At 65.9% G+C, this 25,531-nt stretch carries 26 protein-coding genes and 1 tRNA gene; 4 read left to right on the top strand and 23 right to left on the bottom strand.

What is annotated here, in order from left to right:
• Window positions 1-22 precede the first annotated feature (22 nt).
• From HMUK_RS09270 to HMUK_RS09255, 4 genes are all read right to left on the bottom strand, one after another.
• Window positions 23-1,081, bottom strand: a complete 1,059-nt coding sequence (locus HMUK_RS09270; protein ID WP_015762890.1) for an ABC transporter ATP-binding protein — start codon at window positions 1,079-1,081, stop codon at window positions 23-25.
• Window positions 1,078-2,775, bottom strand: coding sequence for an ABC transporter permease (locus tag HMUK_RS09265; RefSeq protein WP_015762889.1), 1,698 nt, complete (start codon window positions 2,773-2,775; stop codon window positions 1,078-1,080). Before HMUK_RS09265 ends, HMUK_RS09270 begins: the two co-directional genes overlap by 4 nt.
• Window position 2,776: 1 nt before the next feature.
• On the bottom strand, window positions 2,777-3,943 hold the full coding sequence (locus tag HMUK_RS09260) for a thiamine ABC transporter substrate-binding protein (RefSeq protein ID WP_015762888.1): 1,167 nt from the start codon (window positions 3,941-3,943) through the stop codon (window positions 2,777-2,779).
• Window positions 3,944-4,023: 80 nt separating this feature from the next.
• Window positions 4,024-4,809 (bottom strand): sulfite exporter TauE/SafE family protein, encoded by a 786-nt coding sequence (locus HMUK_RS09255; protein ID WP_049940884.1) that lies wholly within the window; start codon window positions 4,807-4,809, stop codon window positions 4,024-4,026.
• A gap of 111 nt (window positions 4,810-4,920) precedes the next feature.
• On the opposite strand from HMUK_RS09255, the gene HMUK_RS09250 reads away from it, so the two are divergent.
• Window positions 4,921-5,283 (top strand): hypothetical protein, encoded by a 363-nt coding sequence (locus HMUK_RS09250; RefSeq protein ID WP_015762886.1) that lies wholly within the window; start codon window positions 4,921-4,923, stop codon window positions 5,281-5,283.
• A gap of 36 nt (window positions 5,284-5,319) precedes the next feature.
• Here HMUK_RS09250 and HMUK_RS09245 read toward each other — a convergent pair whose 3' ends face one another.
• From HMUK_RS09245 to HMUK_RS18015, 3 genes are all read right to left on the bottom strand, one after another.
• Window positions 5,320-5,883: a hypothetical protein gene (locus HMUK_RS09245; protein WP_015762885.1), complete on the bottom strand. Its 564-nt coding sequence runs from the start codon at window positions 5,881-5,883 to the stop codon at window positions 5,320-5,322.
• A 374-nt stretch (window positions 5,884-6,257) separates the two neighbouring features.
• Window positions 6,258-6,331: transfer RNA gene (locus tag HMUK_RS09240), tRNA-Val, on the bottom strand.
• A 48-nt stretch (window positions 6,332-6,379) separates the two neighbouring features.
• The gene (locus HMUK_RS18015; RefSeq protein ID WP_015762884.1) at window positions 6,380-6,508 is read right to left on the bottom strand and encodes a hypothetical protein; all 129 of its coding nucleotides are present in this window, start codon (window positions 6,506-6,508) and stop codon (window positions 6,380-6,382) included.
• A gap of 89 nt (window positions 6,509-6,597) precedes the next feature.
• Between HMUK_RS18015 and HMUK_RS09235 the strand changes: the two genes are divergently transcribed.
• Complete coding sequence (locus tag HMUK_RS09235; protein WP_015762883.1) at window positions 6,598-7,545, top strand: MBL fold metallo-hydrolase; 948 nt, start codon at window positions 6,598-6,600, stop codon at window positions 7,543-7,545.
• Here the strand turns inward: HMUK_RS09235 and HMUK_RS09230 are convergent.
• The 15 genes from HMUK_RS09230 to HMUK_RS09160 form a co-directional block, all read right to left on the bottom strand.
• Window positions 7,542-9,032, bottom strand: a complete 1,491-nt coding sequence (locus HMUK_RS09230; RefSeq protein WP_015762882.1) for an NADH-quinone oxidoreductase subunit N — start codon at window positions 9,030-9,032, stop codon at window positions 7,542-7,544. The genes HMUK_RS09235 and HMUK_RS09230 overlap by 4 nt on opposite strands.
• Window positions 9,032-10,600, bottom strand: coding sequence for a complex I subunit 4 family protein (locus HMUK_RS09225; RefSeq protein WP_015762881.1), 1,569 nt, complete (start codon window positions 10,598-10,600; stop codon window positions 9,032-9,034). The genes HMUK_RS09230 and HMUK_RS09225 overlap by 1 nt, the downstream gene beginning before the upstream one ends.
• The gene (gene nuoL, locus HMUK_RS09220; RefSeq protein WP_015762880.1) at window positions 10,601-12,676 is read right to left on the bottom strand and encodes an NADH-quinone oxidoreductase subunit L; all 2,076 of its coding nucleotides are present in this window, start codon (window positions 12,674-12,676) and stop codon (window positions 10,601-10,603) included.
• A gap of 1 nt (window position 12,677) precedes the next feature.
• Entirely contained in the window at window positions 12,678-12,980 is a 303-nt protein-coding gene (gene nuoK, locus HMUK_RS09215; protein ID WP_015762879.1) for an NADH-quinone oxidoreductase subunit NuoK, read from the bottom strand.
• Window positions 12,977-13,300: a hypothetical protein gene (locus HMUK_RS09210; protein WP_015762878.1), complete on the bottom strand. Its 324-nt coding sequence runs from the start codon at window positions 13,298-13,300 to the stop codon at window positions 12,977-12,979. Before HMUK_RS09210 ends, nuoK begins: the two co-directional genes overlap by 4 nt.
• Window positions 13,297-13,566, bottom strand: a complete 270-nt coding sequence (locus HMUK_RS09205; protein WP_164731981.1) for an NADH-quinone oxidoreductase subunit J — start codon at window positions 13,564-13,566, stop codon at window positions 13,297-13,299. Before HMUK_RS09205 ends, HMUK_RS09210 begins: the two co-directional genes overlap by 4 nt.
• Window positions 13,567-13,895: 329 nt before the next feature.
• Window positions 13,896-14,357, bottom strand: a complete 462-nt coding sequence (locus HMUK_RS09200) for a NuoI/complex I 23 kDa subunit family protein (protein WP_015762876.1) — start codon at window positions 14,355-14,357, stop codon at window positions 13,896-13,898.
• A 34-nt stretch (window positions 14,358-14,391) separates the two neighbouring features.
• On the bottom strand, window positions 14,392-15,447 hold the full coding sequence (locus HMUK_RS09195; RefSeq protein ID WP_015762875.1) for a complex I subunit 1/NuoH family protein: 1,056 nt from the start codon (window positions 15,445-15,447) through the stop codon (window positions 14,392-14,394).
• On the bottom strand, window positions 15,447-17,129 hold the full coding sequence (locus HMUK_RS09190; protein ID WP_015762874.1) for an NADH-quinone oxidoreductase subunit D: 1,683 nt from the start codon (window positions 17,127-17,129) through the stop codon (window positions 15,447-15,449). Before HMUK_RS09190 ends, HMUK_RS09195 begins: the two co-directional genes overlap by 1 nt.
• 16 nt (window positions 17,130-17,145) lie before the next feature.
• Window positions 17,146-17,835, bottom strand: a complete 690-nt coding sequence (locus HMUK_RS09185; RefSeq protein WP_015762873.1) for an NADH-quinone oxidoreductase subunit B — start codon at window positions 17,833-17,835, stop codon at window positions 17,146-17,148.
• Window positions 17,828-18,244: an NADH-quinone oxidoreductase subunit A gene (locus HMUK_RS09180; RefSeq protein WP_015762872.1), complete on the bottom strand. Its 417-nt coding sequence runs from the start codon at window positions 18,242-18,244 to the stop codon at window positions 17,828-17,830. The genes HMUK_RS09185 and HMUK_RS09180 overlap by 8 nt, the downstream gene beginning before the upstream one ends.
• Window positions 18,245-18,385: 141 nt before the next feature.
• Complete coding sequence (purE, locus tag HMUK_RS09175) at window positions 18,386-19,042, bottom strand: 5-(carboxyamino)imidazole ribonucleotide mutase (RefSeq protein WP_015762871.1); 657 nt, start codon at window positions 19,040-19,042, stop codon at window positions 18,386-18,388.
• A gap of 50 nt (window positions 19,043-19,092) precedes the next feature.
• Window positions 19,093-19,521, bottom strand: coding sequence for a hypothetical protein (locus tag HMUK_RS09170; protein WP_015762870.1), 429 nt, complete (start codon window positions 19,519-19,521; stop codon window positions 19,093-19,095).
• Between the two features lie 197 nt (window positions 19,522-19,718).
• Window positions 19,719-20,882, bottom strand: a complete 1,164-nt coding sequence (locus HMUK_RS09165) for a 5-(carboxyamino)imidazole ribonucleotide synthase (RefSeq protein ID WP_015762869.1) — start codon at window positions 20,880-20,882, stop codon at window positions 19,719-19,721.
• A gap of 37 nt (window positions 20,883-20,919) precedes the next feature.
• On the bottom strand, window positions 20,920-22,881 hold the full coding sequence (locus HMUK_RS09160; RefSeq protein ID WP_015762868.1) for a flippase activity-associated protein Agl23: 1,962 nt from the start codon (window positions 22,879-22,881) through the stop codon (window positions 20,920-20,922).
• 123 nt (window positions 22,882-23,004) lie between these two features.
• Here HMUK_RS09160 and ribH point away from each other — a divergent pair, with 123 nt between their 5' ends.
• Both ribH and HMUK_RS09150 read left to right on the top strand, forming a co-directional pair.
• The gene (ribH, locus tag HMUK_RS09155; protein ID WP_015762867.1) at window positions 23,005-23,418 is read left to right on the top strand and encodes a 6,7-dimethyl-8-ribityllumazine synthase; all 414 of its coding nucleotides are present in this window, start codon (window positions 23,005-23,007) and stop codon (window positions 23,416-23,418) included.
• A gap of 34 nt (window positions 23,419-23,452) precedes the next feature.
• On the top strand, window positions 23,453-24,613 hold the full coding sequence (locus HMUK_RS09150; protein ID WP_015762866.1) for a pyridoxal phosphate-dependent aminotransferase: 1,161 nt from the start codon (window positions 23,453-23,455) through the stop codon (window positions 24,611-24,613).
• 285 nt (window positions 24,614-24,898) lie between these two features.
• Here the strand turns inward: HMUK_RS09150 and HMUK_RS16775 are convergent, their stop codons facing one another.
• A complete protein-coding gene (locus HMUK_RS16775) occupies window positions 24,899-25,429 on the bottom strand; it encodes a hypothetical protein (RefSeq protein WP_015762865.1) in 531 nt (176 codons plus the stop codon).
• Window positions 25,430-25,531: the final 102 nt, after the last annotated feature.

Genomic DNA, 25,531 nt, shown 5'->3' with positions numbered 1-25,531 from the left:
TAACGACCTACAACGTTCCGTATCAGAGGACGCGCACGTCCGCCGGGTCGACGCGTAGCGTCACGTCGCCCGCGGGCGGTTCGTCGGCGTCGGTCTTGACGACGAGCGTCCGGCCCTGCCACTCGCAGTGGACTCGGTAGGCGTCACCGAGGAACTCCACCGTCTCGACCGTCGCCCGCAGGGAGACCGTCCGCTCCGTGGCCGCCGTGTCCGCACCGTCCCGGCCGACGGTGATCGCTTCGGGCCGAACGGCGACGGCGACGGACTCGCCGCGAGCGCGGTCACTGCCGGTCGGGAGCGCGATGGCAGCGTCGCCGACAGTTGCCCGCGTCCCGTCCGGCGCGACGACGCCGTCGAAGACGTTGTTGTCGCCGACGAACTCCGCGACGAACCGCGTCGCCGGCTCGCGATACACCGTCTCCGGCGTCGCGACCTGCTCGACGCGGCCCTCGCGCATCACCGCCACGCGGTCGCTGATCGCCAGCGCCTCGGCCTGGTCGTGGGTGACGTAGACGGTGGTGATCCCCAGCTCCGACTGGATCCGCTTTATCTGGACGCGCAGGCGCTGGCGCAGCTGTGCGTCCAGCGCCGAGAGGGGTTCGTCCAGCAAGAGCACCGCCGGCTCGGGTGCGAGCGCACGCGCCAGCGCGACCCGCTGTTGCTGGCCACCGGACAGCTGGTCGGGGTCGCGGTCGGCGAGGTCGGCGACCTCGACGAGTTCCAGCAGTTCCGTCACCCGCTCGTCGTCGTCGCGGGCGGGACTGTCGCGAAACTGGAGCCCGTACGCGACGTTCTCGCGGACGCTCATGTGGGGAAAGAGCGCGTAGTTCTGGAAGACGATCCCCGTCTCGCGGTCCTCGGGCGACTCGCCCGTCACGTCCCGACCGCCGATCGAGACGATCCCGCGATCGGGCGACTCCAGGCCGGCGATCGAGCGCAGCGTCGTCGTCTTCCCACAGCCCGAGGGGCCGACGAGCGTGAAGAACTCGCCGTCTGTGACCGACAGCGACACGTCGTCCAGCGCGGTCACGTCGTCGTAGCCGACAGTCAGTCCCTCGATTTCGACGCCCGGTGTCGTCATCGTTCCCACCGCCCGCCCACGCGATCGATCACCACGAAGCTGACGGTCGTCACCGCGAGCAACACCGTCCCCATCGCCGTCGCCGGTCCGAGGTTCGGCCCCAGCGATCGGTTCCCGGTGTACCGTTCCAGCGCCACCGGCATCGTCGCGCTGTCGACGCCCTCGGCGAGCAACACCGTCGTGTCGAACTCGCCGATGCTGATGGCGACGGCGAAGGCCGCCCCGGCCACGAGCGCGGCGGCGGTCAGCGGCAGTTCCACGTCGAGGAGAGCCGTCGTCCGGCTCGCGCCCAGCGAGCGGGCGGCGTCGACGAGTCGGTCGTCGATGGCACTCAGTGCCGGCGTCACCGTCCGGGTGACGAAGGGGTAGCCCGCGACGGCGTGGGCGGCGACGATCGCGACCGGACCGGTGACCGTCAGCCGGTGGCCGAACAGCTCCGTCCCGAACACGAGCGTCCGGAGCATCCCCAGACCGAGGACGATCCCGCTGACCGCGAGCGGTGCCGTCAGCAGCGCCTCGGCGACCCGCGAGCCCCGCGTCTCGCGGGCGGCGACCACCGAGACGACGACGCCCATCGGGAGAGCGAGCACGAGCGCGCCGGCCGCAAACAGCAGCGAGTTCGTGATCGCCGGCACGGGCTGAACCGTCCCCGTGGCGGCCGAAGCCTGCTGGGCCAGCAGGAAGGCGTAGTAGTCGGTCGTGAGCTGTCCCTCGGGCGTCGTGACGCTCTCGACGACCAGGCTCGCCAGCGGCCCGACGAACAGGACCAGAACGACGCCGCCGTAACACAGGAGCGCGAGTCGGCGCGGATCGGTCAGCGACCGCCAGCCGGCCAACAGCGGCACTCGGTCGATCGAACGAGAGCCGCCGCCGGCACGAAGTTGCATCGCCTCGAACCGGAGGTAGACGTAGATCAGTCCCAGCGACAGCGCCGTTTCGATGGCTCCGAGCGTCGCCGCCTCGGTCAGCGCGAGGTCCCGAACGCGGGCGAACAGCCACACCTCGACGGTCGCGAATTCGAGCCCGCCCAGCGCCAGCACGATGGGGAACGACATGAACGTAAAGAGGAAGGTGAGCACCGCGGCGGTCAACAGCGCCGGGAGCAACTGCGGGGCGACCACGTCGCGAAACGCCACGAGCGGTGACGCACCCAGCGTCCGGGCGGTCTCGACGCGTCGCGCGTCGACGGACTCCCAGGCGGCCGTCACCAGTCGCGTCACCAGCGGCGCGTTGTAGAAGGCGTGGGCCAGTACGATGATCTCCAGCGTGAAGGTGAGTTCGACCGGGCCGAGCCCGACGACGGCGAGCAGGTCGTTGAACAGCCCGGTGCGGCCGAACATCGCCAGAAAGCCCACCGCGACCATGATCGACGGCAAGACGAAGGGAAGAATCGTCACCGAGCGCAGGAAGCGCCGGCCGGGAAACTCGAAGCGAGCCAGCAGGTACGCGCCCGGCAGTCCGACGAGGACGCTGGCGACCGTCGACAGCAGCGCCTGGTACGCGGTAAAGCCGAACAGATCCGCGTAGAACGGGTCGCCGAGGACGGCCTTCAGCGGTGCCAGCGAGAGCTGTCCGCCGACACGAACCGCGCCGACGAGGACGCTCCCGACGGGGTAGTAGAACACGACCAGCAGCGTCGCCAGCGTCGCGACGGTACCGACGGGCAGCGCGAGTCTGTCGACCCGGGCGTCCATCCTAGTTGCTCGCGATCTGTCGGGCCCACTCGTCGATCCAGCCGCTCACGTTGCCCGACAGTTCGTCGTAGGTGAAGGTGACCGGCTCGGGGGGCTCCAGCGCGTACTCGCCGAAGTCGCCGCCGGGGTCGACGCCCTCGACGGCCGGGAACTGGACGTTTCGCGTGGCGATCTCGCGCTGGGCCGGAGCTGTCAGTGCGAACGAGGCGAACGCCCGGGCCAGTTCGGCGTCGTCGCTGTCGGCGAACTGGGCCATCCCCTCGGGGTTGGCGTAGCCCTGATCGTTCAGGAAGCCGATCTGGTGGCGCGACATGTCGACGCCCTCGCCGTGGTAGAACACCTGGTCGGTCGAGTACGAGACGACCATCGGGGCCTCCTCATCCGAGTAGGCGTTGTACGCCGGCTCCCAGTCCGAGAGGATCGTGACGCCGTTGTCGACCAGCCCCTCCCAGTAGTCCAGATAGCCGTCCGGGTCTTTGTTGTAGATCGTCCACAGCAGGAACGCGCGACCGGGGTCGGACTGCTGGGCGTTCTGGGCGATCAGCGCGTCCTCGTAGGCGGGTTCGAGCAGGGCGTCGAAGGTGCCCGGCGCGTCGACCTCGCCCTCGTCGTAGACGAGGCTGATGTACCCGGTGTCGTAGGGCACGACTCGTCCGTCGGGATCGAACTGGAGCTCCGGCTTGACCGTGTCCGCCCCTTCGATGCGGTCACTGGCAGTCGCGAACAGCGCCTCGTCGAGTTGCTCGTCGGCCCGGACGAGTTCCCCCGTGTTGAGCCCGACGAACAGATCGGCGTCGATCGGCGCGCCCTCGGACTTGCGCTGGATGTACTGGTTGAGCCCGTTCTCGGGCGTTTCGAACTCGACGGTCACGTCCGGATGCTCGGACTCGAACTCGGATTTGAGCCAGTTGCCGGCCGTGTCTTCGCCGACGAACGACGAGTAGGTCGCGACCGACAGCGTCCCGCTCAGTTCTTCGACGGTTCCGGTCGTCGTTCCCTCGTCGGTCACGCTCTCGGTATCGGTCGCGCTCTCCGTGACCTCGGTGTCGGTCGCGCTCTCGGTACTCGCCGACTCGGTCCCGTCGCCGCCGTCACCGGTACAGCCCGACAGCGCAGTCAGACTTGCGAGGCCCGCTCCGGTTCGCGTGAGGAAGTTCCGTCGTCTCATTTCCCAGTTGTTACACCGAGGAATACTTGAACCGCACGCTCTCGCCGGGAAGGGATGAGAGAGTCGACAGGACTGCGCGATCAGGCGAGTCCGAGCCCGCCGACCACGAGCCGGACGCCGACGACGGCTAGCAGCCCGAGGACGAATCGACGGCGGGTCCGCTCTGGAATCCGCACTCGAAGCCGCCGGCCGACGGCGACGCCTGCGACCGCTGGCACCGCGGCCGCGACGGAGAGGGCCACCGTCGTGAGGTCGGGATACAGCCCGAGCGCCCCGGCTGCACCGACCCGCACCGCGTTCAGGCCCAGGAAGATCATCGCGGCGACCCCGACGAACAGCTCGTGTGAGAGATCGCGGCTCCGCAGATAGGCGATCAGCTGGACGCCGACGTTGGTCCCGCCGAAGAGGACGCCGGAGACGCCGCCGATGGCGACCATCGCCAGTGGCGTCTCGACGAAACAGCCCGCTTTCAGCCGGTCGAACCCCGGAATCGCCACCGCTCGCTGGGCCGTCGCGACGAAGCCAAGCGTCACCACACCGAGCCCGAGCCTGAGAGGAGCCGCTGGGAGTCGATCGACCGCGGCCAGCCCGACGACGGTGCCGACCAGGGCCGCGGCCAGCAGCGGACCGAACCGGCGACCACAGGTGCGTACGTCCCCGACCGACAGTTCCCGAGCGAGCGAGGCGTTCGCCGCCAGAATCGGCACGATCATGAACACGACCGCCGTCGTCGGTTCGACCACGGTCGCCAGTGCCATCGTCCCGACGAGTGCGAAACCGAAGCCGGCGAGGCCGTTGACCACCCCAGCGATCAGGACGACGCTGACGAACACCGCGGCCGTCGTGGGCGTCAGTGCGATCGACACGGTCGTCAGTTCGCGACAGAGGGGTAAGGCAGTGGGGGCGGATCTCGCGAGCGACACACGACCTCGCCGGAAAGCACCACGTCTTTTGAGTCTCACCGTCCGAGTACGGGTATGGAGCGGTACGACACCCGCATCGACGACGACACGCTGTTCGTCGAGGTCGGCGACGACGATCTCGAAATCGGACGCCTCGACGACATCTACGACCTCGTCGGCGGTGAGACGTACACGATCGAGTACAGCGAGAAGGCACAGGCCGCCGCATGGCTCACGACCGACGACGACGGGACGTTCACCTTCGACGTGCGCGAGACGCTCGCGGACATGGACTACAACGAGACGATCGTCGAGAAGCTCGCCAGCAAGCCCGTCGACGCGACCAACGCCGACGGCTACCCCGTCCGGACGGCCACCTTCGCCCAGCTGATGATGGAGATCTGGGACTCGAAAGGCACGGTCGATCTCAGCGAGTGACACGCTGAGCCGCGGGGAGCGTCGATCACCCGCCGCTCAGTACCGCGAGAAGTTCGTGTCCGGGTAGACCCGGCCGTCGGCGATGTCGACCACGTCGAGCGTCGCCAGCCGACTCAGCCGATCGGCGGCGTCCTCCCGGTCGATCCCCAGTTGTTCGGCCCGGTCGAGGACGGCCGTCCGAGACGGTACCGACTCGATGAGTCCGTCGGCGTCGGTCTCGGTCGCCTCGGCGACGATCGCTTTCAACACTGCCCCGTGTTCGCGCTTCGACGGCGTCCGATCCGAGCCCGTCCACTCGATGCTCAGCGATCCGTCGTCGTTGACGTGCGAGACGACGAACCCGGCCGGCAAGGCGTCGGTCAGGGCCGCGACCAGCGCCGCGCGGTCGAGTCGCGCCGTGAACCGGTAGTGGTGACCGTCCCGCGAGCGATCGACGGCCCCGATGGAGACACCCGCCTCGTCGACCGCCTCGGCGATCGCGTCGGCGAGTCGGTCACCCACCTCGTCACCGACGGCGTCGCGCTCGCTGGCACGCTCCCTGGCCTCTCTGGCGAGTTGCTCGTAGCGGGCCATCCGTTCGTGCAGTGGATCGTCGCTCATACCAGCCACGCGACCGCCAGCGGATTACGTGTTGGGGACGGACGAGCCAGCTCGGCATCTGATGGATCGTCGCACCGGTGGCAACGTGTCTCGAACGCGTTCGCTCCTCACGTCCGTTCGTCCCAGAAGTAGGTTGGGACGGATTCGAACCGGAATCAGACGTGCTCGCTTCGCTGCGCGCGACTGATAGGGTTCTCATCAGCGTTCTCACTCCGTTTCTCACGTCCGTTCGTCCCAGAAGTGGGTTGGGGCGGATTCGAACCGGAATCAGACGTGCTCGCTTCGCTGCGCGCGACTGATAGGGTTCGAATCCTTGTCAACAGTTTTGACGACATGGACCGCTCGCTGCGCTCGCGGTGTGGTGTCGTCAAAAATGGGTTGGGGCGGATTCGAACCGCCGACTTCCTCCGTGTGAAGGAGGTATCATAACCGACTAGATCACCAACCCGGACACCTGTTGCTATTCGAGGAGTCGACTTAAGAATTGTCTTCCCGATCAGGCCTCTGTCCGGCGATAGGACCCGATCCGCTCGCGCGCCGCTTCGAGTTCGGCTGTGACGCCTTTCTTCGCCGTCGTACCCGCGCGTTTGCGGTAGTACCGTGTGTCTTCGACGTGCCTGTCCATATCTGACCTTCGGCAGAGGACGAATAAATCGTTTGTGGCGCGACTGGCGTTGAGAGAACTGTTTTCCAGCGTGAGCGAGTACGGGTGGTATGTTTCGCCGTGTGTCACTTCCGACGCCGTTTCAGGTCGGCCCAGTCAACAGCTACCTCGCCGGTCGGACGATCGTCGATCCCGGCCCCGACAGCGAGGAAGCGTGGTCGGAGCTGCTGACGGCCCTGGAAGCGCGGTCGCTCGCGCCCGACGATATCGAGCAAGTGTTGATCACCCACCCCCACCCGGACCACTTCGGGCTGGCTCACCGCTTTGGCGAACGGGGTGCCCGAATCGTCGCCAGCGAGCCCGCGACGCCGATCCTCGAAGACTTCGCGGGACGACTCGATCACGAGCAGGCGTACTTCGTGGACTTCTTCGAGCGCTGTGGTATGGCGGCCGAGACCGCCGAGACCGTCACACAGCTGCCCGAGGCGTTCCTCAACTACGCGTCCAGCGTCACGGTCGATCGGTCGGTCGCTGCCGGCGACGAGGTCACCGTCGACGACAGCCTCGTCGCGGTCGACGATCTCGTCGGCCACTCCGTCGGCGAGGTCCTCTTCGCGTTCGAGGCCGACGGCGAACGCCGGGCGATCGTCGGCGACAACGTGCTGGCCGACATCACGCCGAACCCTTTCCTCCAGCCGCCGGCCGACGACGGCGAGGCGCGGCCGCGGGTGCTGCCGCGGTACAACGACTCGCTCGACCGGCTCGCGACGGCGGGGTACGATCGATTCCTGCCGGGCCACAGAACGGACATCGAGGAGCCAAGCGCACGCATCGAGGCCATCAGAGCCGAACACGAGGACCGCACCGACGATGTCGAGACGCTACTGGATAGCCCCACGACGCCGGTCAGCGTGATGGAGGGACTCTTCGGTGACCTCCCCGTGACCGAGCAGTTCTCGGGCATGAGCGAGGCTGTCGGCCACCTGGACGTGCTGGAACAACGAGGTCGCGTCGAGCGAGAAGAGAGCGGCGGCGTCGTCCTCTACGAGCGCGCTTAGAGCAGGCTCGCAGCTGTTTCTGCGGTCTGAGACACCGCGTCGAAGCCCGGCAAGAGCAGGACCGTCACGAGCGCGGCCACGAGCACCGCGGTGTACAGCCCGATCGGGTACCGCTCGATCTCCAGGCCGCTGGCGGGCTCTTCGATCCACATGGCCTTGACGACCCGCGTGTAGTAGTAGAGGCTCAGTGCGCTGTTGACGATCAGTGCCGCGCCGAGGAACCACGTCCCCGAACGGACGGTCGCCATCAGTAGGTTGAACTTCGAGAAGAAGCCCCCGCCGATGGGGAGGCCGGCGAGACTGAACAGGAACACCGTCATGGCCGCACAGGCCAGGGGCGCTTGGGTCGCGAGCCCGTTGTAGTCCTCGAAGGTGCGACCGATGTCCCAGTACTCGACCAGCGCGATGAACAGGAACGCGCCCGTGTTCATGAAGCCGTAGACGAGCAGATGCATCATCCCCGACCCGAGCACGTAGGCGTCACTGCTGCCGCCGGTCAGTGCCGCCAGTCCGATCAGGACGTAGCCGGCGTGTCCGACGCTGGAGTAGGCCAGCATCCGCTTGACGTTCTCCTGGGTCGCGGCCGCGAAGTTGCCGACGAACATCGTCACGATCGCCAGCACCTGGAAGACCAGCACCCAGTCGACGACCGCGAGGACCGCATCGCCCATGAGTGCGGTAGCGAACACGCGGAACGCGAGCACGAAGCCCGCGGCCTTGGAGGCCGAAGAGAGGAACGCCGAGATCGGTGCCGGCGCGCCCTCGTAGGCTTCCGGTGCCCAGAAGTGGAAGGGGACGCTCGCGGTCTTGAACGCGACGCCGCCGACGATCATCAGGACGCCGATGCCGAGGATGCCCGCGGGCACGCCGTCGGTCAGTGCCGCTGCGACGGCGTCGAACTGGAGCGAGCCGGTCGCACCGTACACCAGCGAGATGCCGTACAGGAACACGCCCGATGAGAGCGCACCGACGAGGAAGTACTTCAGTGCGGCCTCGACGCTCCCCTTGTTCGTCTTGAGGATCGCCACGAGCGCGTACGACGGCAGGGAGGCCAGTTCGAGGGCGACGAACGCGACCGCGAGGCCGTTGGCGCTGCCCAGCAGGCTCATCCCCGTCGCAGCCATCACCGTCAGGGAGTAGTATTTTGCCTGTCGGGCCTTGTCCGCCATGTAGTCGTAGCTGGCGACGACCACCAGCGTGAGGACGCTGGCGACCAGGAACGAGAAGAACAGCGCCATCTGGTCGACGACGAGCTGGTCGTCGAACAGGGAGATCAGTTCGCCGTTCTCGGCCGGCAGCCCCGTCCCGGCGACGATGAACCAGACGCTCGTCGCCGCGGCGGCGATCGAGCCGAGCCCCGCGACGCCGGCCAGCAGTTCGTTGTTCGAGGAGTCCGGATCGATGCTATCGACGAGCAGGAGGACGATAGCCGTCAGACCGAGCAGGAGCGTCGGGCTGAGGGCCGTCCACGTTGGAAGTTGTACCATTAGACACCACCTCCGATGTCGAGGATCGGATTAACCGCTTCCTGGATCATCCCGTACGAGAGGTCGGGCGCGACCCCGAGCAGGATGACCAGCAAGAGCAGGACTGCCAGCGGAGCCACGTCGTGGAACGCCGCACCGTCGAGCTCGTAGTCGGTTTCGAGCTCGTAGCCACCGAAGAGGGTCCGCTGCATCGCCCACAGGAGGTAGCCGGCGACGATGACGATGCCGAACATCGCGATCGAAGTCAGCACCGGCGCGAGCGTTCCCAGCGTGTCGGTCGCACCGAACGAGCCCAGGAAGATGAACACTTCGGCGGCGAACCCGCTCATCAGGGGCAGCCCCATATACCCGAAGGCCGCCGAGACGAAGATGCCGACCGTCCAGGGCATCCGATCCGCCAGGCCGGACATATCGCCGACCATGCGCGTGTGCGTCTCGTTGTAGATGACGCCGACGGCCATGAACATCAGCCCGGAAATCAGGCCGTGGGAGATCATCTGGAAGGTCGCCCCGCCCATGCCGTGTGGCGTGAACGCGACCAGCCCGAGGATGACGTATCCCATCGACGAGATCGAGGAGTACGCGACGATGCGCTTGAGGTCGCGCTGTGCGAGTGCGAGCAACGCGCCGTAGATGACGCTGAACACGCCGATCACCGCGATCGCGACCGGCATGATCGCGAGGACCGAACCCGTCGCCACGTCCGACAGCATGGTGAAGTTGAACCGCAAGAGCGCGTAGGTCCCCATCTTCAGGAGGACGCCGGCCAGCATCACCGACACCGGCGTCGGAGCCTCGACGTGAGCGTCTGGCAGCCACGTGTGCAGCGGGAAGACCGGCACCTTCACCGCGAAGCCGACGAACATCAGGACGAACGCCAGCAGCTTCAGGTCGGCGACGGCGATACCGGCGAGCGACCCCATCTCACCGGCGACGAGGGCCTGCGTGATCTCCGGCAGGCCGAGCGTCGCGATGGAGTCGCCCAGCGAGAACACCAGCGCGAAAAAGCCCACGAACATGACCAGCGAGGCCACGTTCGTGTAGACGAAGAACTTGATCGCGGCGTACTTCCGGCGCGGGCCGCCCCAGACCCCGATCAGCAGGTACATCGGGATGAGGACGCCCTCCCAGAAGACGAACCAGAAGAAGAAGTCCAGCGCCGAGAAGACGCCGATGAGACTGACCTCCATCAGGAGCATCAGTCCGTAGAACTGCGACTGACGTTCGTCGATCGGCGTCCAGGAACTCACGAGTGCGAGCGTCGTCAGGATGCCGGTCAGCGCCAGCAGCGGCATGCTCACGCCGTCCAGTCCGACGGAGTACTGGATCGTGTAACCGCCCAGCTCGATCCAGTCGATCGTCTGTCTGAAAGCGACCGTGTCGGGCGAGAGCAAGGCGTTCCCGACGCCCTGGTACTCGGTGAGGTAGACGTAGTACATCCACACCGAGCCGACGAGCGGGATCGTGCTCACAGCGGTCGCGAACTTCGCCGCGTAGCGGTCGTCGACCAGGAAGGTCGCGATGGCACCGAGTAGCGTGACGGCAAGTAGTGCGGCGACGGCGACCATCTAGAACCACCCCCCAGTGAGGCCGAAGACGACCAGTAATACGACCAGTGCGATCGTGATGAACAGCGCGTAGTTGGTGACGACGCCAGTCTGGAGGCGGCGAACGCGGCTGCCCGAGAACAGACTGACGCTGCTAATTCCGTTGACAACGCCGTCGATCACGCCCTGATCGAACTTGTCTGCGGCCCGTGAGAGCGGGTAGGTGAACCCCGTCGCGAGCCAGACCTGATACTCGTCCTGGTAGTAGTTGTGCATGAGCAGCGTCTTGATCGATCCGAGTTTGTCCGTGTGTTCGACCGGTTCGGGCACCTTGTACAGCGAGCGCGCGGCGAGGACACCAGCGACCGCGAGCCCCAGCGAGATCAGTGCGGAAGCGATCAGCGTCCCCGTCGCACCGAGTGGTTCGCCCACGACCACGTGTGCCGGCCCGTCGTGGAGTACGTGTTCGTAGTGCTCGTAGCCGGTTAGCAGTGCTTCCCAGCCGGACCCTTCCGAACCGAGCAGCCACTTGTGAAGGAAGTCGACCTCGAGGCCGGTGAGCTTCTTGACCGGGGCGAGGTTGACGAAGCCGATCGTCGTCGCGAGGATGCCCAGCACCGTCAGCGGCCCCTTGACGTTCCAGCGAACGCCGTGGGGCTTGCGCGCCGTCTCGGTCCTGGCCTCGCCGTGGAAGGTCAGGTAGACCATCCGGAAGGTGTAGAAGCCGGTGAAGAAGACGGCCAGCAGTCCCATCGCGTACGCGACGAGGAACACGATACCGAGACCGCCCTCGGTCCCGAACCCGTGGATCAGGGCCTCGTACAGCACCTCGTCTTTCGACCAGAAGCCCGCGAACGGAACGATGCCCGCCAGCGCGAGCGAGCCCGCGAGGAACGTGTAGTAGGTGACGGGCATCTTGTCCTTGAGACCGCCCATCTCCCACATGTTCTCCTCGTGGTGCATCGCGATGATCACCGCACCGGCACCGAGGAAGAGGAGCGCCTTGAACACCGCGTGGGTGGTCAGGTGGAAGACGGCGGCGATGTAGCCACCCGACCCCAGCGCGAGCATCATGTATCCGTACTGCGAGATCGTCGAGTACGCCAGCACCTGCTTGAGTTCCTGCTTGACGACGCCCATCGTCGCCGCGAACAGGGCCGTGAAGCCGCCGACGAGCGCGATCACCGCGAGCGTCGTCGGCGTCAGGGCGTAGAAACCGTACATCCGCGCGACGAGGTAGACACCGGCCGCGACCATCGTCGCCGCGTGGATCAGCGCCGAGACCGGCGTCGGGCCTTCCATCGCGTCGGGCAGCCACGTGTGCAGCGGGAACTGGGCCGACTTGCCCATCACGCCGCCGAGCACGAGCAGTCCGAGGATCGTGAACCAGGTCTGGGGCTCGAAGCCGAAGGTGTTCAGCCCCTCGGTCGCGCCGTCGACGATCGCGTGTTCCGCGACGACGGGGAACGAGCCCTCACCGGCGAACAGGCCCGGCGTCTGGGTCGCGCCCGCGAAGGTGACGAAGATGCCGACGACGCCGATCAGGAAGAAGTAGTCACCGAAGCGAGTGACCAGAAACGCCTTCTTGGCGGCGCTCGGCGGGCCTGCTTCCCGGAAGTTGAAGCCGATCAGGAGGTACGAACAGAGCCCGACCAGCTCGAAGAACATGAACGCCATCAGGATGTTGTCGGCGTAGACGAACCCGAGCATGCTCGCGGTGAACAGCCCCAGCCCGGCGTAGTAGCGGGGTAGGCCCGTCTCGCCCTCGTCGTTCATGTAGCCAAGCGAAAAGACGTGGACGAGCAGGGCGATAAAGGAGACGATCAACAGCATCAGCGCCGTCAGCGGATCGATGAGGATCCCCAGGTGCAGTTCGAACGTCTCCAGCCCAGCAGTGAAGGTGTACAGCGCCTCGTTGTACGTCTGGCCCCCGGCGACGGTCAGCGCGACCCACGCCGACAGCACGAGCGAACCGGCCGTGGCTGCGATCCCGGCCAGGGCCCCCTTCTTCGGGAGGTACTGCCCGCCGAACAGCGCGACGAGGAACGATACGAACGGAAGCAACGCGATCGCGGGTGCGTAGTCGAATGCAGTCATGTTACCACCTCATTGTCGTCGCCTCGGTCACGTCGATGTCCGAGAAGTTGCGGTACAGTACGAGGACGATCCCGAGCCCGACGGCGACCTCCGCGGCCGCCAGCCCCATCGCGAAGAGGGCAAAGACCTGCCCCGAGAGGTTCCCGTACTGAAACGAGAACGCCACGAGGTTGATGTTGGCGGCGTTGAGGATCAACTCGACGGACATCAGGAAGATGAGCGCGTTCCGGCGGGTGAGGACGCCGAAGATCCCGATACAGAAGACCGCGGCCGAGAGCAACAAATAGTACTGCGTGGGGATCATCGGCTCTCACCACCGGAGTGGTCCTCGTCGCGTTCGGCGAGCATCAGCGCGCCGTCGAGTGCCGCGTCGAGCACCACGGCGATGATGAGGAACAACGCGAGGAAGCCCTCACTCGGGACCGCACCCTCGTCCATGATCGCCGTCGGGTCGATGTTGAACATCGCCGCCCCGATGCTCTTGACGATCTGTGCGTCGGCCCCGAAGCCGGCGGGCTCCGGCAGCGACGCCCCGAGGAACGCGGCCGCGAGAACGCCAAAGAGCGCGACCGCCGCCAGCCCGGGCCACAGGGAAGTTCCGGTGTGGAGCTGCGGACGACTCATGCCCCCACCTCGACGACGCTCTCGTCTTTGCGCGTGAGCATCACCGCGAACGTGATCAGGATCAGAACCCCGCCGACGTAGACGAGGATCTGCATCGCGGCGACGAACTCGGCCCTGAGCATGAGGTAGTGGACCGCGACGCTCAGTAACGCCACGCCCAGTAACAGCGCCGAGTGCCAGACGTCGCGGACGAGCACGACGCCCCAGCTGCTCGCAATGGTAACCACCGCGAACAGCACGAACGCTATTGTCTCGTACAGTCCCATCATTGTTGCACAGTCTTGCCGGCGCGCTTTTGAAGATTCCTCTTTCCGTTCGTCAGAACACGGCCGGTTTGGCACTCGCTGACAGCAATTGCCGGAGAATGTTGCCGAGTGAGGGGGAAAGCCCCACAGAATGGTGGTCTGGCCCGGCGACCAGGCTCTCCGAATCCGCGGCCGGTGCGCAGCGCGCGCGACGAGCACCAGTGACGGAGTCGCCACGAGTCGCGTTCGGCCGCGTCGCTCTCGAAGGGGTTCTCTGGCAGTATGAAAAAGAGCCGGCGAGCGTTCGCGTGAGCGAGTGAACCGGCGACGCGGTCGCCGGAGACGACTGTTTACTGATAGTCGACTTCGCCGTCGCCCTCGCCGATCCACGCGCCGCGGTCGGGTTCACGCGACTGCAGCGGGTCGATGTCCTTGTACCACGGGACGTTCTTCAGCTGTTCTTTGTTGTAGGCGAACTCGTCTTTGGTGTCGGCCGTGAACTCGAAGTTCTGGGTCAGCAGGATGGCGTCGACCGGACAGACCTCCTCGCAGAGTCGACAGTAGATACACTGGCCGATGTGGAGGTTGTACTGCTCGCCGTTGCGCTGGTCGTCGGTGACGATCTGGATCGTGTTGTTCGGACAGACGTTCTCGCACTGGCGACACCAGATACACCGCTCCTGGCTGAACTTGTGGACACCGCGGAAACGCGGGCTCACTTCGGGTACCTCTTCGGGATACGAGACCGTGAAGGTCTCGCCGTCCAGCGCGTGCTTCATCGTCGTTGCCATCGATTTCAGGATTCCGATCATAGCAGGTCACCTCGGGTTGTGGTCGTCGCGTTCATCAGGCGATCACCCCGACGATCCCGGCCGTCAGGAGCAGGTTCGCGAAGGCCAGCACGAGCAGGCCCTTCCAGCCGATCTCGATGAGCTGGTCGATCCGGACCCGTGGGATCGCGGAACGCGCCCACTGAGTGAACAGGTAGATCCCGACGATCTTGATCAGGAACCAGACGATGCCCGGCAACACCGGGCCGGCCGGACCGCCCAGGAAGATCGTCGCGATGATCGCACCGCCGAGGAAGATGTGGATGAACTCCGAGAGGTACGCGAGCACGAAGTACACCGAGGAGTACTCGGTCTGCCACCCGGCGACGATCTCGGTCGGCGCTTCGGGAATGTCGAACGGGTTCCGTCCGACCTCCGCGAGGTTCGCGACCATGAACAGCACGAACGCGAAGGGGTTGACGAACGCGTACCACGACGGGATCGCGAGGCCGCCGAGGCTGAACAGCGTCGTGCTCTGGGCCGCGACGATCTCGCTCAGGCGGAGCGTCCCGGCGAAAAGCGCCACGGACATCCCCGTCAGGATCAGCGGAATCTCGTAGGCGAGGTTCTGTGCGACCGCGCGCAGTCCCCCGAGGAACGAGTACTTGTTGTTCGACGAGTAGCCGGCCATCACGAGGCCGAGCGAGGCGACAGACGCCATCGCGAACACGTAGGCCAGTCCCGTCTCCGGGTCGGCGATCTGGATGCCGTTCCCCATGGGGATGACGGCGAAGCCGGCCAGCGCCGAGAAGACCATGATGAGCGGCCCCAGGTCCCAGGCCGGACGGTCGACGCCCTCCGGAACGATCAGTTCCTTCGAGAGGAGCCGGAGCGCGTCTGCCGGGATGATCAGGATGCCCGCCGGCCCGTGTCGGTTGACAGCGATCCGGTCGGTGAACGCTGCCGTGATCTTCCGCTTGCCCCAGATCCCCGAGACGGCGACCAGGGCGAGCAGTCCCGACGCGATCACACCGGACGCGACGACCGCCATCACGAACAGGACCAGCGGGTTCGACGGGTCCAGTCCGAGCAGGTTCGCGAGCGTGTCGGGAAGCGGCGTCTCGGATTGCATTACCGGTCCACCTCCCCGAGCACGATGTCGAGGCTGCCCAGCGAGGCGATCATGTCAGGGATGTACTCGCCTTCCGACATCGTCGGCAGCGTGTGGAGGTTGCTGAAACACGGGCTGCGGATCTTGAACCGCGCCGGCTTGTCGGTGCCGTCCGAGCGGATGTAGATCCCCAGCTCGCCTTTCGCGCCCTCGACCGCACGGTAGATCTCGCGGTCGGGGTCCGGACGCAGCGTGCGGGGCACGTTGGCCTGAATCTCGCGCTCGTCTTCGGGCCAGTCTTCCAGCAGGTCGACACACTGCTCGATGATCTTGGCCGACTCCTCGACCTCGCGCATGCGGACGAGCAGGCGCGAGAAGTTGTCGCAGCCGTCCTCCGTGACGACATCCCAGTCGAGTTCGTCGTAGTAGCCGTAGGGGTCGTCGCGACGGAGGTCGTAGTCGATGCCGGAACCGCGTGCGACCGGGCCCGTCGCGCCGTAGCTCTTGGCGTCTTCCGGCGGCAGGACCCCCGTGTCGACGGTCCGCATCTGGAGAATCTCGTTGTTCGTCAGCAGGTCGTGATACTCGGTGAGTTTCTCCGGGAGGCCGTCGACGAAGTCACGGACTTTCTCGAAGTACTCCTCGCGGGGCTCGGGCAGATCCCAGGCCACGCCGCCCAGCCGGAAGTAGTTGAACATCAGCCGCTGGCCGGTCAGGTCTTCGAGGAGGTTCTGGACGACCTCGCGGTCGCGGATACCGTACATGAACGTCGCGGTGAAGTCCCCGTTGATGTCCAGCGCGAACGTCGACACCGCGAGCATGTGTGCGGCGATCCGAGACATCTCTGCGCCCATCGTTCGGATGACCTGGGCGTAGTCGGGCACGTCGATGTCCGCCAGGTCCTCGGCGGCGCGGGCGTAGGCCCACTCGTTGAGCAGCCCGGCCGAGATGTAGTCCCAGCGGTCCGGGTACGGCATGATCTGGTGGCGGTAGGTCCCCTGCTGGCACATCTGCTCCTCACAGCGGTGGAGGTAGCCGATGTCGGGTTCGAGGTCGGCGATCTGCTCGCCGTCGAGTGCGGTCTTGATGTGGAGCACACCGTGAGTCGCCGGGTGGTGTGGCCCGATGTTGACGAACATCGTGTCCGGGTCGCTCGGGCTCTGCTTGTCGTCTTGCAGCGGGTTCGCGTGCTCCCGCAGCGGGACGATCTGGGGCTTGTCCTGGTTGTAGTCCAGCGAGAGGGGGTGGCCCTGCCAGGTCTCGGGGAGGAGAATACGGCGGAGATCCGGATGGTCGTCGTACTCGATCCCCACGAGGTCGTAGGCCTCGCGTTCGTGCCAGTCGGCGGTCTCGTACACGTCGGCACCGGACTGGTTGTGCGGGTCGTCACGCGGCGAGGGCACGACGACGCTGACTTCCTGTGTCGGGTCGTCGTACTTTTTGAGGTGGTAGATCGACTCGTAGCGGTCCTGGTACTCCTGTGCGGTGACACAGGAACAGAAGTCGAACCCGGCCTCGGTCTTCAGGGTCGAGAGCACGGCCTGCACGTCGTCGGGGCGGATGACGAACCCCTCGGCGTTGACGTGGCTCTCGCGACCGATGACGTAGTCGTCGATCAGCGCCTCGATCTGGTCGTAATCCAGTCCGTCGTCCGTGACGCCGACGTCGAGCTGCGTCGACGGTTCAGGTTCTTCGAGACTCATGCGAGACACCTCCGAGTCATGGCGAATCAGCCCAGTTGTACCGCATCACGAGGTCTTCCTCGTCGATCTCGGCGGCCAGTTTGTCGACGAGTTCGTCCTGTTCGAGGTCGCCGAACTGTTCGAGCTCGTACGGCTTGACCGTGACCGGCGCGGACTCGCCGTTGGCGATCCGCTCCTGGAGTTTCGCGACGCCGTAGATCAGCGCCTCGGGGCGGGGCGGGCAGCCGGGGACGTGGATGTCCACCGGGATGACCTCCTCGGCACCCTTGATGACGTTGTACCCTTCCTGGAACGGGCCCCCAGAGATGGTACACGATCCCATCGAGACGACGAACTTCGGCTCGGGCATCTGGTCGTAGACCCGCTTCATCCGCGGGGCGAACTTGGAGACGATCGTTCCGGGAACGATGATCACGTCCGCCTGTCGCGGCGAGGCGCGCGGGACGCCGGCACCGAAGCGGTCGAGGTCGTGCTTGACCGCGTAGGTGTGCATCATCTCGATGCTGCAACAGGCGATCCCGAACTGCAGCATGAACATCGAGGAGCCGCGCACCCAGTTCATGAACTTGTCGAACTTCGTGAGGATGAACGGCGTCGAGCCGAACGCCTCCCGAAGCTTGGAGTTGAAGCGGTCGTCAGCACCGCTCCCGATCCGGGCTTCCTGTGTAGACTGTGCGTCGCCGGGTGTTGGTTGGTCACTACTCATTGTTCGTACTCAGTTGCCGAGTTGCCCGCGGGCTTTTGACCCACTGTACAGCGCCGTTGCGCCACGCCCAGGCGAGCCCCGCGACCAGGACCCCGAGGAACAGAAGCATGGGGAACAGCACCTGCTCGTAGCCGAGGGCACCGACCGCGTCCCGATAGATGACCGTCCAGGGGAAGATGAGGACGGTCTCGATGTCGAAGACGACGAACAGCAGCGCGACCATGTAGTACTGGATGTTGAATCTGATCTGCTGGCTGCTGCCGGTCGGAATTTCACCGCTCTCGTAGGTGGCGCGTTTGCCTTGTTCGGGCACGCTCGGTCGTAACAGCGCCGATACCGATATCATGCTCAACGGAATCAGGACGCCGACGAGCGCGAGCGCGCCGATCGCAATCCATGGATTACTCATTCCGGAATCTCCTATCGTTCGTGACTATCGACCGCTGGCATATAAGGGTTGATTCTTGTGATTTCCGGGGATTCCAGTGGCCTACGACAGCCACGCCCGGGCGTCGGTGCCCGGAGCGCGTCGAGAGCCGGCTCAGCCGAGCTACTCCCCGTCCCAGTACGTCGATTTGAACTCCGGCGTCCCAAGTTCGTGCAGATCGCGAGACACCGTACCGACCTCGTTCTGTAGCTCGTCGTGGTACGCCTGCAGGCGCTCGCGAAGTTCGGGGTGTTTCCGCGAGAGGACCTGAACCGCGGTGAGAGCAGCGTTGAACGACTTGCCGGCGTCGACGGCCGTGATCGGCGCGCCCTGTGGCATCCCGATCACGCTGTCGACGGACTTCTCCTGGACCGGAACGCCGATCACCGGCAGCGGGTAGGCGATCGAGGCGGTCATGTTCGGGAGGTCGGCGCTCTTCCCGCCCGCGCCCGCGATGACGACATCGAGACCGCGGGCCTCGGCCGTCTCGGCGTAGGCGTACATCAGTTCCGGCGTCCGGTGGGCCGAGACGACGAAGCTCTCGAACGTAAAGCGAGCCTCGGGCGCGTCGGTAAAGTCGGTCTGTTCGGCAAAGCCCAGTTCCTCCGCGAGAGCAGCGTAGGCACCCGGACGCTTTCCCTTGCCGCCGGCCATCGTCGCCAGGTCCGAGTCCGAGCCCATGATGATTCCCACGTCGGGGGTCGCCTCGTTCGGGCGGTCCATCTCAGCCTCCTCGCGGAGCTGGTCGATCAGCGACTGCACGCTCTCCGAGTCTGTCATGATCGTCTCTCCGTCCCGCTGGGCCGTAAGTGTGGGCGATCCGTCGCCGGTCACTCGACGGCGTCTTGAAGCGAGACGAGGAGATCGATCAGCTCCTCGCGAGTCATGTCGTCGAAATCGTTCCGAGAGAGCTCCCGAAACTCCATGAAATCGTCGTCATCGAGACCGAACTCCAGCAGCGTGTCGCCGCCAGGGTCGGCGACGAGCCGATCGCCGCCGGGCCGGTTGACCAGCGCGACCGGCAGCACGCCACCGGCGTCGCGGACCATCGACAGGAAGTTCGAGAAGATCTGTTCCGGAGTCGTGCCGGCCTCGTGCTGGCGGACGATGTCCCGGTGGGCCGCGCGGTAGAGCTCGGACTCGGTATCGATGTTCGGGTACGCGCGCGAGAGCTGGTAGGCGAGCGTCGGCGGCCGGGTGTAGTGGGCGTGGCGCTCCGCCGTGAGCCACTCGGGAAAGTCGTCTGGCAGCTCGGACATGTCAGACAGTACGACAGCCGTTCGGAAAAGTACTAACTATTAGCGAAACCTCTCACGGAACTGTAACTGAGATTTATTTCGACCGGGACGAAACTGAGCGTGCGGTTCATATCAGAGGCACGCGGCGCGACTCTCTTCCCGTGGCGGGGACTGGACATGGCCTCGCCACGCCCGACACGAATCGAGACGGACAGTGGTCACTGCGAGCGGGACTGGAAGGTCAGTCGCTCTCGCAGTGCTCGAACGTCCGCGAGTAGTTCGTCCATCGTCTCGCCGTCGCCGACGAGGGTCACGTGCCCCATCTTCCGGAGCCGGTACACCTCTCGCTTTCCGTACCAGTGGAGGTGCGCCCGAGGCGTCTCGAAGACCGCGTCTTCGCCGGAGAGTGTCGCACGCTGGCGGTCCGGTACGTCGCCCAGCACGTTTGCCGAAACCGTCGGTCCACGGCGCTCGGTCGTCCCGAGCGGTCGCCCGGTGACGGCCCGAACGTGCTGTTCGAACTGCGAGGTGTGACACCCCTCGATGGTCCAGTGGCCCGAGTTGTGGGGGCGGGGCGCGATCTCGTTGAGCAGGATCTCGCCGTCGCTCGTCTCGAACAGTTCGATCCCGTAGACGCCCCGCCCCTCCATCGCGTCGAGTACGTCGAGCGCGATCGAGCGGGCGCGCTCTCGAACGTCCTCGTCGGCTCGCGGAGGGGAGACCGTCTCTCGGAGGATCTCCTCGCGGTGGATCGTCTCGGTGACCGGGAACGTGTCTCGCTCGTCGGCTCCCAGACACCCCATCACGGCCAGCTCTCGCTCGAAGTCGATCATCTCCTCGGCCATCGCCGGCCCCTGGATCGCGTCGAGGGCGTCGGTCACGTCGTCGGGCGACTCGACCGGGTAGTTGCCCCGCCCGTCGTAGCCGCCTTCGCGGGCCTTGAGCATCAGGGGATAGCCCAGTTCCTCGCCCGCCGCCAGGAGATCGTCTTCGTCGTCGACCTGCCGGAAGGCCGGGACCGGGACGCCAGCGTCGCCGAGACGGCGTTTCTGGACGAGCTTGTCCTGGATGAGTCGGAGCGTGTCCGGCTTCGGGTGTACCGGAACGCCGGTCTCCTCGGCGACCTGCTCCAGGGCGTCGGGGTCGGTCAGCTCGATCTCGAAGGTGAGGTAGTCGGCGCGCTCTGCGACTGCCCGGATCGTCGAGAACTCGTCGAAATCGCCCACGAGCGCGTCGCTCGCGACCGGGCCGGCCGGCGGGTCCTCGGTCGGATCGGTCACGACGAGATCGACGCCCAGCGGCGCGGCGGCCTCCGCCAGCATCCGTCCGAGCTGACCGCCGCCGACGACGCCCAGCGTCACGCCTGGTGTCGAGATGGTCATGTGCGAGGGGTTCCGACCGACCCGCTTAAGCGTTGCCTCACGGACCGACGCGACGGACGGATCTCACCTCCCGGTCGCGCTCGACGCTGTCGTGGACCCAGAAGGTCATCCGCGTGCCGTACGCTCGCATCTCGTAGGTCTCTGAGCTGTACGCGTCGCGCAGCGCCGCCTCGGGGGTCGTCCGGTCCGAGGCGACCGTGACGACGACGGCCGGCGGCCCGTCGTCGAGGCGGTCCGTGACGTTGCCGGGCGTCCTCGCACAGTCCACGTCGGCGTCGCTGGTGGCGAAGTACCAGGGCAACGGCAGCGCGTTGAACCACTTGCTACAGAGGGGCCGATAGTTGAACTTCGAGCGGTTCCAGCCGGCACGGTCCCGCTCGACGAGGGCTTCGTCGTCGTCCCAGCGATCCCCCTCCTCGCCGTAGAACAGCAACACGTCCGGCCCAGGTCGGTCGTCCCCGGCCGCTCGATCGATCGCTTCGAGTTCGGCCCGCGGGCTGTCGCCGGGCTGGGCGTACTGGACCAGATAGTTGTCCTCGGACTGGTCGTTCAGGTACACCGAGTTCGTGACGACGCCCGCGGTCGCGCCGCCGACGAGCAGCAGGACGGCCGCGGCGGTCGTGAGCCCGACCGCGTCGTCCGCGACGAACGCGCCCCGCGCCCAGTCGACGATCCGAGCGAGCCCCACGGCGGCCGGAATCGAGAGCGGGACGAGCGCGTGGACGACGAGCCAGGCCCCGAAGACGTCCGTCCCAAGCGGGTAGCCAAGCACCGAGACGAACCCGCAGTAGCCGGCGAGCATCACGAGGTTCCGGCTCTCGGCGCGCCCGTATCGCTCGGCGGCGAACCCGACGACCGAGAGCACCGTCAGGGGCGCTGCCTTCAGCCCCATGACACGGACGAACCGGCCGAGATACTCGACGTACGTGCTGGCGATGCTCTCCTCGCCGCTCTCGCCGGCCTGCCCGAACCACTCGCCGTACTCGAACCGAACGTGGGCCCAGGTCTCTTCGAGCAGCGTCGGCAACTGCGCCGGGTCCCCGACCGCCTGCCAGAGCATCACCTGCTCTGTCGTCCCCGGCGGGTGGTACAGCCCCGCCTCGCCCGCACCTCGCGGTGCGTAGAAGAACAGGCTGAGCGCGAGAAAGACCGCGGCGACGCCGACGAGATGTAGCAGTATCCGCCCGCCTCGGGAGCACCAGCCCGGAGACCGCCCCGACGAGGACCCGCCGTTGGCAGCCGTCGGCGCGCCACCGCGGACGCGACCGGCCAGCGCCCGCAGTTTCGCCAGGAGGAGCGCCGAGCCACTCGCGTCGTTCCGGGGACGATACAGCGCCTGGTCGGCGAGCAGACCGACCGCGCCGAGCCACGTCAGCACGTAGAGAATCGCGTTCTCCTTCGAGGCGAAGCCACACGCCATCAGCACCCCGGCGGCGTAGACGTAGCGCCAGCGCCGGGTGTCGTAGAACCGCACGAGGGCACCCAGCGCGAAGAACATGAACGTCGCGACCAGCAGGTCGCTGCGCATGAACCGGGAGTAGTAGAGGACGACGGGGTTGACGGCCAGGAAGAGCGCCATCGCGAGCAGTTCGACCCTGCGGAGGTGCTCGCGAAACAGCAGCGCCGACAGCGGGAGCGTCGCGCTGATCAGCGCGACCGGGAGCCGCATCGTGAAGTCGTTGGCACCCACCAGCGGAAACAGCCAGCCGTTGACGTGCTGGATGAAGGGACCGTGGATGATCCGGCGGTAGGCGAACGACCCCGTCTCGACGTAGTAGGTGATCCAGTAGCCGACGCGCGCTTCGTCCCAGTGGGCGATGCGGTCACCCAGGAAGGCCAGTCGGAGGACGAGACCGACGGCCGCCACCGCGAGGACCAGACCGACGGTCGTCGTCGCCAACGTCCGAAGCGATCTGCCGTCGTCGCCCGGGTCGCCAGCCTCACCGTCCGTCTCCTGTGGAGGGCGCTCGGAGTCGGTGTCGGGGCCCGACGAATGCATACCGGCCACTGAAACGAGGCCCGCTTAGAACACTTCTGGTTCGCGGTAGACCGACGCCGTCCGATCGGCGCGGACTCGGCCGTAAGCGGTACTTCTTTTAGCTCTCCCACCCGCCACTCGGGTATGGTGCAGCTCGGGCTCGTCGTCGCCCAGTACGACAAACACGGGCAGGTTATCGAAGCGATGGAAGCGTCGGCTCGCGAGGCCGCCAGCGATCACGACGCGACGATCGTCGCGACCCGCGAGGTGCCGGGGTCCTACGACACGCCGCTGGCCGCAGACCGGCTGGCGCGGCGCGAGGACGTCGACGCCGTCGCGGTGCTGGGCGCGATCGTCACCGGCGACACCGACCACGATCAGGTGATCGCCGACGCCGCCGCCCAGGGACTGACGCGGGTCAGCCTCGACCGCGACACTCCAGTGACGATGGGCGTCATCGGCCCGGGCATGAGCCAGGACGAGGCGACGGCACGAACCGACAAAGGCGGCGACGCCGTCGACAGTGCCGTCTCGCTCGCGACGGAACTGCGACAGTGAGCGCGGACCGACGACAACGACTGAGAGTACCACAATGACACAGGACTTCGCCGCACGTGTAGGACGAGTCGAACCGAGCGCGACGCTCGCGATCAGCAACAAGGCCGCCGAGCTGGAGGCCCAGGGAGTCGACGTGGTCGACCTGAGCGTCGGCGAACCGGACTTCGACACGCCCGAGAACATCAAAGACGCCGCCAAGGAGGCCCTCGACGCCGGCCACACGGGCTATACGCCCACCAGTGGCATCCCGGAACTCAAGTCGGCGATCGCCGAGAAGCTCCACGACGACGGGCTGACCCAGTACGACGAAGACAACCTCATGGTCACGCCCGGCGGCAAGCAGGCCCTCTATGAGATCTTCCAGACGCTGATCGACGACGGCGACGAGGTCGTCCTGCTGGACCCGGCGTGGGTCTCCTACGAGGCGATGGTGAAACTCGCCGACGGCTCGCTGAAACGCGTCGACACCGCTGCCCACGACTTCCAGCTCGCGGGCGCGCTCGACGATCTCGCCGAGACGGTCAGCGACGACACGGAACTGCTCGTGGTGAACTCGCCGGGCAACCCCCACGGCGCGGTCTACACCGACGAGGCCCTCGAAGGCGTTCGCGACCTGGCCGTCGAGCACGACTTCCAGGTCATCTCCGACGAGATCTACAAGGAGATCACCTACGACGGCCGCGAGGCGACCTCGCTGGGGACGCTGGACGGCATGGAAGACCGGACCATCACGCTCAACGGCTTCTCGAAGGCCTACTCGATGACCGGCTGGCGGCTGGGCTACTTCGCCGGCCCCGAGGAGCTGATCGACGAGGCCGGGAAGGTCCACGGCCACTCGGTCTCCTGTGCCGTCAACTTCGTCCAGCACGCGGGCGTCGAGGCGATCCGCAACACCGAGAGCGAGGTCGAGGAGATGGTCGAAGCCTTCGACGAACGGCGCACCTTCCTCAAGGACCTCTTCGAGGAGCGGGGCGTCCACGTCCCCGATCCCCAGGGAGCCTTCTACATGATGCCCGAGGTCGCGCCCGACGGCGACGACGACGCCTGGTGCGAGGAAGCGATCGAGGAGGCCCACGTCGCGACCGTGCCGGGCCACGCCTTCGGCACGCCGGGCTACGCGCGCATCTCCTACGCCAACAGCAAGGAACGGCTCGAAGAAGCCGTCGAACGCCTCGACGACGTCGGTCTACTGTAGTACCACCTGTTTACACTTCGGGTTGCTCGCTCCGTTCGCAACCACTCGTGCAAAAACGTGGTCCTCCTGAGCGGTGTGAAGGAGGGCTCGAGAGAGCTTGCTCTGACGGTGAATCGCACGCAGTCAGTACAGGGCGAGGAGTTGCCGCTGAGGGTGAGTCACAAGCGTGGCATCCGCGAGCGACCAATGAGAGAGAGCAGCCTTTTTTTATCAAAGTTTTGCGCGAGCGGTTCGCCCCAGGCGAACCCGACGTGGAAAAAGTTCGCACACGTAGTGCCGTTCAGTTCAGTTGGACGTGTTGACGACGTTTACATACACATAACCTGCGAGACAACCAATCGGAATAGTCACCCACCATGTGAGAACGAACGCGGTAGCAAGGAGGCCGTAGGAGAATGTAATGGCGCTAATTGGATCAGCACCGGTCAATGAAAGCGCGGACATGGCCGTCAGTAATGCCCCGAAGAGTACAGTTGCAACAAGATATGTTGCTATGCTCCCTAACCCGCCGCCAACGATGCCGATTGGTGTAGAATACGATGGTAGCAATCGCCAACTAATGACGCCGACAAGGAATGCAGCTGGGACGACAAAGGGAAGCGCGAGAGAGAAAAATACCATCCCAAATGCTCCTTCGATACCGGCTGTGAATATTTCCATGGCACTGATTACTGCTCCGTAGAGGAGCGTTGCAATGACTGCAGCGGCTGCGGCTGCATATCCCGCACCGATATCGTTCTTCTCTGCGTGGGGGAGACGCCCGGGACCATACCGCTTACAGACAGTGTGGAGGGTGCGGATTTGCGAGGACTGCATACTGAAATATTGCAGTTAATTCATGATAAGAGTTGGGAGGTATCTGTATTTTGGCTGTCTACCACACGAACAGTACTGAAAAGTTTGCACGTTCTACAGAGC

The sequence above is a fragment of the Halomicrobium mukohataei DSM 12286 genome (genome assembly GCF_000023965.1).
Lineage (GTDB): Archaea > Halobacteriota > Halobacteria > Halobacteriales > Haloarculaceae > Halomicrobium > Halomicrobium mukohataei.
The sequence above is the reverse complement of the archived record's forward strand: the minus strand, read 5'-3'. Positions and strand labels throughout refer to the sequence as shown.

Excerpts from the sequence above, each read along its gene's own strand:
- HMUK_RS09195 (WP_015762875.1), bottom strand. The coding sequence starts at position 15,447 with ATGCAATCCGAGACGCCGCTTCCCGACACGCTCGCGAACCTGCTCGGA.
- HMUK_RS09235 (WP_015762883.1), top strand. The coding sequence starts at position 6,598 with ATGTTTCGCCGTGTGTCACTTCCGACGCCGTTTCAGGTCGGCCCAGTC.
- HMUK_RS09190 (WP_015762874.1), bottom strand. The coding sequence starts at position 17,129 with ATGAGTCTCGAAGAACCTGAACCGTCGACGCAGCTCGACGTCGGCGTC.
- HMUK_RS09180 (WP_015762872.1), bottom strand. The coding sequence starts at position 18,244 with ATGAGTAATCCATGGATTGCGATCGGCGCGCTCGCGCTCGTCGGCGTC.
- HMUK_RS09245 (WP_015762885.1), bottom strand. The coding sequence starts at position 5,883 with ATGAGCGACGATCCACTGCACGAACGGATGGCCCGCTACGAGCAACTC.
- HMUK_RS09170 (WP_015762870.1), bottom strand. The coding sequence starts at position 19,521 with ATGTCCGAGCTGCCAGACGACTTTCCCGAGTGGCTCACGGCGGAGCGC.
- HMUK_RS18015 (WP_015762884.1), bottom strand. The coding sequence starts at position 6,508 with ATGGACAGGCACGTCGAAGACACACGGTACTACCGCAAACGCGCGGGT.
- HMUK_RS09150 (WP_015762866.1), top strand. The coding sequence starts at position 23,453 with ATGACACAGGACTTCGCCGCACGTGTAGGACGAGTCGAACCGAGCGCG.
- HMUK_RS09230 (WP_015762882.1), bottom strand. The coding sequence starts at position 9,032 with ATGGTACAACTTCCAACGTGGACGGCCCTCAGCCCGACGCTCCTGCTC.
- HMUK_RS09160 (WP_015762868.1), bottom strand. The coding sequence starts at position 22,881 with ATGCATTCGTCGGGCCCCGACACCGACTCCGAGCGCCCTCCACAGGAG.
- nuoL (WP_015762880.1), bottom strand. The coding sequence starts at position 12,676 with ATGACTGCATTCGACTACGCACCCGCGATCGCGTTGCTTCCGTTCGTA.
- ribH (WP_015762867.1), top strand. The coding sequence starts at position 23,005 with ATGGTGCAGCTCGGGCTCGTCGTCGCCCAGTACGACAAACACGGGCAG.
- HMUK_RS09165 (WP_015762869.1), bottom strand. The coding sequence starts at position 20,882 with ATGACCATCTCGACACCAGGCGTGACGCTGGGCGTCGTCGGCGGCGGT.
- HMUK_RS09205 (WP_164731981.1), bottom strand. The coding sequence starts at position 13,566 with ATGGGACTGTACGAGACAATAGCGTTCGTGCTGTTCGCGGTGGTTACC.
- purE (WP_015762871.1), bottom strand. The coding sequence starts at position 19,042 with ATGACAGACTCGGAGAGCGTGCAGTCGCTGATCGACCAGCTCCGCGAG.
- HMUK_RS09200 (WP_015762876.1), bottom strand. The coding sequence starts at position 14,357 with ATGATCGGAATCCTGAAATCGATGGCAACGACGATGAAGCACGCGCTG.
- HMUK_RS16775 (WP_015762865.1), bottom strand. The coding sequence starts at position 25,429 with ATGCAGTCCTCGCAAATCCGCACCCTCCACACTGTCTGTAAGCGGTAT.
- HMUK_RS09225 (WP_015762881.1), bottom strand. The coding sequence starts at position 10,600 with ATGGTCGCCGTCGCCGCACTACTTGCCGTCACGCTACTCGGTGCCATC.
- HMUK_RS09250 (WP_015762886.1), top strand. The coding sequence starts at position 4,921 with ATGGAGCGGTACGACACCCGCATCGACGACGACACGCTGTTCGTCGAG.
- HMUK_RS09270 (WP_015762890.1), bottom strand. The coding sequence starts at position 1,081 with ATGACGACACCGGGCGTCGAAATCGAGGGACTGACTGTCGGCTACGAC.
- nuoK (WP_015762879.1), bottom strand. The coding sequence starts at position 12,980 with ATGATCCCCACGCAGTACTATTTGTTGCTCTCGGCCGCGGTCTTCTGT.
- HMUK_RS09260 (WP_015762888.1), bottom strand. The coding sequence starts at position 3,943 with ATGAGACGACGGAACTTCCTCACGCGAACCGGAGCGGGCCTCGCAAGT.
- HMUK_RS09185 (WP_015762873.1), bottom strand. The coding sequence starts at position 17,835 with ATGAGTAGTGACCAACCAACACCCGGCGACGCACAGTCTACACAGGAA.
- HMUK_RS09265 (WP_015762889.1), bottom strand. The coding sequence starts at position 2,775 with ATGGACGCCCGGGTCGACAGACTCGCGCTGCCCGTCGGTACCGTCGCG.
- HMUK_RS09210 (WP_015762878.1), bottom strand. The coding sequence starts at position 13,300 with ATGAGTCGTCCGCAGCTCCACACCGGAACTTCCCTGTGGCCCGGGCTG.